The organism is uncultured Campylobacter sp., from assembly GCF_938045405.1.
Taxonomy (GTDB): Bacteria; Campylobacterota; Campylobacteria; order Campylobacterales; family Campylobacteraceae; genus Campylobacter_B.
Map to the genome: position 1 here is coordinate 1 of NZ_CALIMW010000188.1, position 2,739 is coordinate 2,739.

At 34.3% G+C, this 2,739-nt stretch carries 5 protein-coding genes and 1 pseudogene; all 6 read right to left on the minus strand.

What is annotated here, in order from left to right; translation table 11 throughout:
• Positions 1 to 258, minus strand: a pseudogene (locus Q0140_RS07130) (hypothetical protein); the annotation flags it as partial.
• A 37-nt stretch (positions 259 to 295) separates the two neighbouring features.
• Positions 296 to 436 (minus strand): hypothetical protein, encoded by a 141-nt coding sequence (locus Q0140_RS07135; RefSeq protein WP_297963302.1) that lies wholly within the window; start codon positions 434 to 436, stop codon positions 296 to 298.
• A gap of 137 nt (positions 437 to 573) precedes the next feature.
• Complete coding sequence (locus Q0140_RS07140; RefSeq protein WP_297963304.1) at positions 574 to 786, minus strand: hypothetical protein; 213 nt, start codon at positions 784 to 786, stop codon at positions 574 to 576.
• Between the two features lie 106 nt (positions 787 to 892).
• Positions 893 to 1,381: a hypothetical protein gene (locus tag Q0140_RS07145; RefSeq protein ID WP_297963306.1), complete on the minus strand. Its 489-nt coding sequence runs from the start codon at positions 1,379 to 1,381 to the stop codon at positions 893 to 895.
• Positions 1,382 to 1,813: 432 nt separating this feature from the next.
• Positions 1,814 to 1,936 carry a hypothetical protein gene (locus Q0140_RS07150; protein ID WP_295099236.1) on the minus strand — a complete coding sequence of 41 codons (123 nt, stop codon included), beginning with the start codon at positions 1,934 to 1,936 and terminating at the stop codon, positions 1,814 to 1,816.
• Between the two features lie 510 nt (positions 1,937 to 2,446).
• A partial coding sequence (locus Q0140_RS07155) for a sugar transferase (protein ID WP_297963308.1) occupies positions 2,447 to 2,739 on the minus strand: 293 nt, incomplete at its 5' end.

Here is a 2,739-nt window from a genome sequence, read left to right on the forward strand (position 1 = left end):
AGGTGATAGCGGTCTTGCATAGGCTGTTTTATCGGGCATTGTTACTTTTAGAATACCTTTTTGCAAAGCGTTCATATCAATATCTGATAGTCCGTCGCTCGTTATTTTGTCCCATAAATTTTGTGCCTGTTTACGTAAATCAAATATGCCACTATCTTTTCCATCCAACTTATCTAATAAATTTCCCATGTCATACCATAATGTTATCCAACCGACAACAGGGATAAATTTAGTAATTGCAATAAGCCCAAAATCCACAGCTACGCCCACGACAGTATGCCCAAAACTTTGACCGTCAGCTTATATCATCGACTATACAAGCCAAACCATTTGCTAATCCTACTTTCTTGATATAATCGTCTAGTTTTTCTAATTCAATTTCTGCGTATCTTTTGCCATTTGTTTCTACATATTTTTCTAAGCCACCAAGAGACATATTGGTACCAGAAAGCGCATCTTTAAATAACTCAGTTAATTATCTGGCTAAATCACTATTTTTCTAAGTCTTACTTCTGCTTTGTCTAATTCTTGTTTAGCAACCAATTCTCTACTCATGCTTTTCTCCTTTTTAAGTTAAAATTTCTTTTCAACCAAATTTAAATTTATATGTTTCTTATCAGAAAAATATTTTTGTAAATCTAAATAATCTTGCTTATGAATTATATAAACCATATGAAATTTTCCACCATATAATCGCATATCAATTGTAGCTAATCTCCACAAGCGACCACCAATATATTGCGGATAATCAAAAATAATAGCTGGATATAACGAGAAACCTTTCAATTCTCCGCCTAAAATCAAATGAAAAATAAGTTTAAATAAAAAATTTAAAAGAAACCAAAGTATATAATAGACCATTATTATAAAAACATATAGCAATGATTTTTCGCTAATTGAAATTAAAATAATCAAAAAAAAATAGAAACAAATGAAAATATACTCCAAGAGAATACGAAAGCTTAAAATTTCTTGTAATAGGCTCTAAATCTGTCAAGTTTTTAACCCTTTTAACTTCCCCATTTATAATAAATTCTATCGTTTTATTTGTGAATTTAGTTTCGCATTTGTTTTTGATAATGTAGTAATAAAAGGCCCAAATAATATGTAAAATTACAAACACAAAAGGAAAATATAATAAAATTTTAATTTCTTTTTTGTGTATATTGTCCGCGTAATCAATACAGGCAGTTGATAAAATCACAAACGCCCCTATAAAACAAAATAAATCCAAATTTTTAAGAAAGAATTCATAAGGATTTTTAATTACTATCGGTTCTTTATCGTAGTCTCTTTTATTGAAATCGTTTAAATTTGCGTTTTCATTTGAGTTTAAATCCCGTTTTTTAACATTTTTATTCCAGTTTTCAAAATTTTCCAAATTTTATCCTTCCATTTTCTTTACTTTTCTCGTCATTGCGGGTAAACTTTGCAAGCGAAGCAATCTGCCGACAGTAAATGTTATAAAAATCTCAGTCCTTTTCTCGCCTTGATTTGGTTGTTTTTACGAATTCTATATCCACCTTACTTAAGCAGCTATAAATTTCCCGTGAGTCTTTAGCCGCTTCACTTACTCCAGCCCATTCGGTAGATCAGCTCATCGATAAGAACAGCCTTAGAGCCTTACTTTACGGTGTTAGAATTCTCGTCTATCGTTATCTCTTTGTAGTTTAGATCAATACTTTTGATATTATTATCCGCAAGTGAGCTTAATTCTCCTTCGTCGGTAATGCCGTCAGAATTCGTACCTTTCCAAATTTTAAGCTTATTAAATATCTCGTCCTTTTCATCTATTACGTTGTCGCCATTTAGATCATAGGCCCTTTAAAGCTTCATAGCCGTTGGTCGCTTTTTTATCGGTATATCCGTAAACGGTATTTAAAATAGTATGATTTCCAAATAGCTCATTTCCATTATCTATTTTACCGGACACCATCCCCCTATCCCTCAAACAGATCAAAATTTTATCTGCAAACTGCCTAAATTTTAAAACTCAGCTTTTTGCAATGGGCGATTTAGAATTTTAGAAAGAGCGGTGCGGAAGCGAGGATAAAATTCATCCGCTTTGCGTAAATTTTACGTCGTAGTATTCGAGCAGAAGCGGAAAGCAAAAGTAAAATTTAACGGATAGCGCCACATTTTTATGTGTACTTAAACAATACGATTAACGCTAATACTTTTTCCTAGATACTAGATATTAAAGTTGTCCGCATTAAATTCGCCATCATTTTCGCGTAGTCTTATTTTACGCAAACATGCGATGAAATTTCAAAATTTCAAATTTTACGCCGCAAATTCCTAGCTATTGCCGCGCACTTGTATTGTTATATATGATTTAAATAGTGGCAAATTTAGTCTCGAGCGATTCTAATATCTCGATCGAAGCACTGTATTAAATTTAAAATTTATCTCAAAAAAGAACCTGTCTTAAGGACTCAATAACCGATCAACTTACTCCTTCGCGCGCCAAAACGACTTTGAAGGTTTTTAAGATAATAACGATGTCGTTCCAGATTGACCAGTTTTTCATATACCACGTATCCATGCCCGCCCTGGTCGCAAAATCCACGTCGCTGCGCCCGCTCACCTGCCAAAGCCCCGTAATACCGGGCTTGACGGCGAGTATGAGATCTGCGTATTCGCCCATATCCTTGCGCTCGTATTGCGCGCACGGGCGAGGACCTACGATGCTCATTTCGCCCTTTAGGACGTTGATCAGCTGCGGAAGCTCATCGAGCG

Bases quoted from the DNA above. Each gene is read 5' to 3' on its own strand.
- Q0140_RS07135 (WP_297963302.1), bottom strand. From the start codon at position 436: ATGTCTCTTGGTGGCTTAGAAAAATATGTAGAAACAAATGGCAAAAGA.
- Q0140_RS07150 (WP_295099236.1), bottom strand. From the start codon at position 1,936: ATGGTGTCCGGTAAAATAGATAATGGAAATGAGCTATTTGGAAATCAT.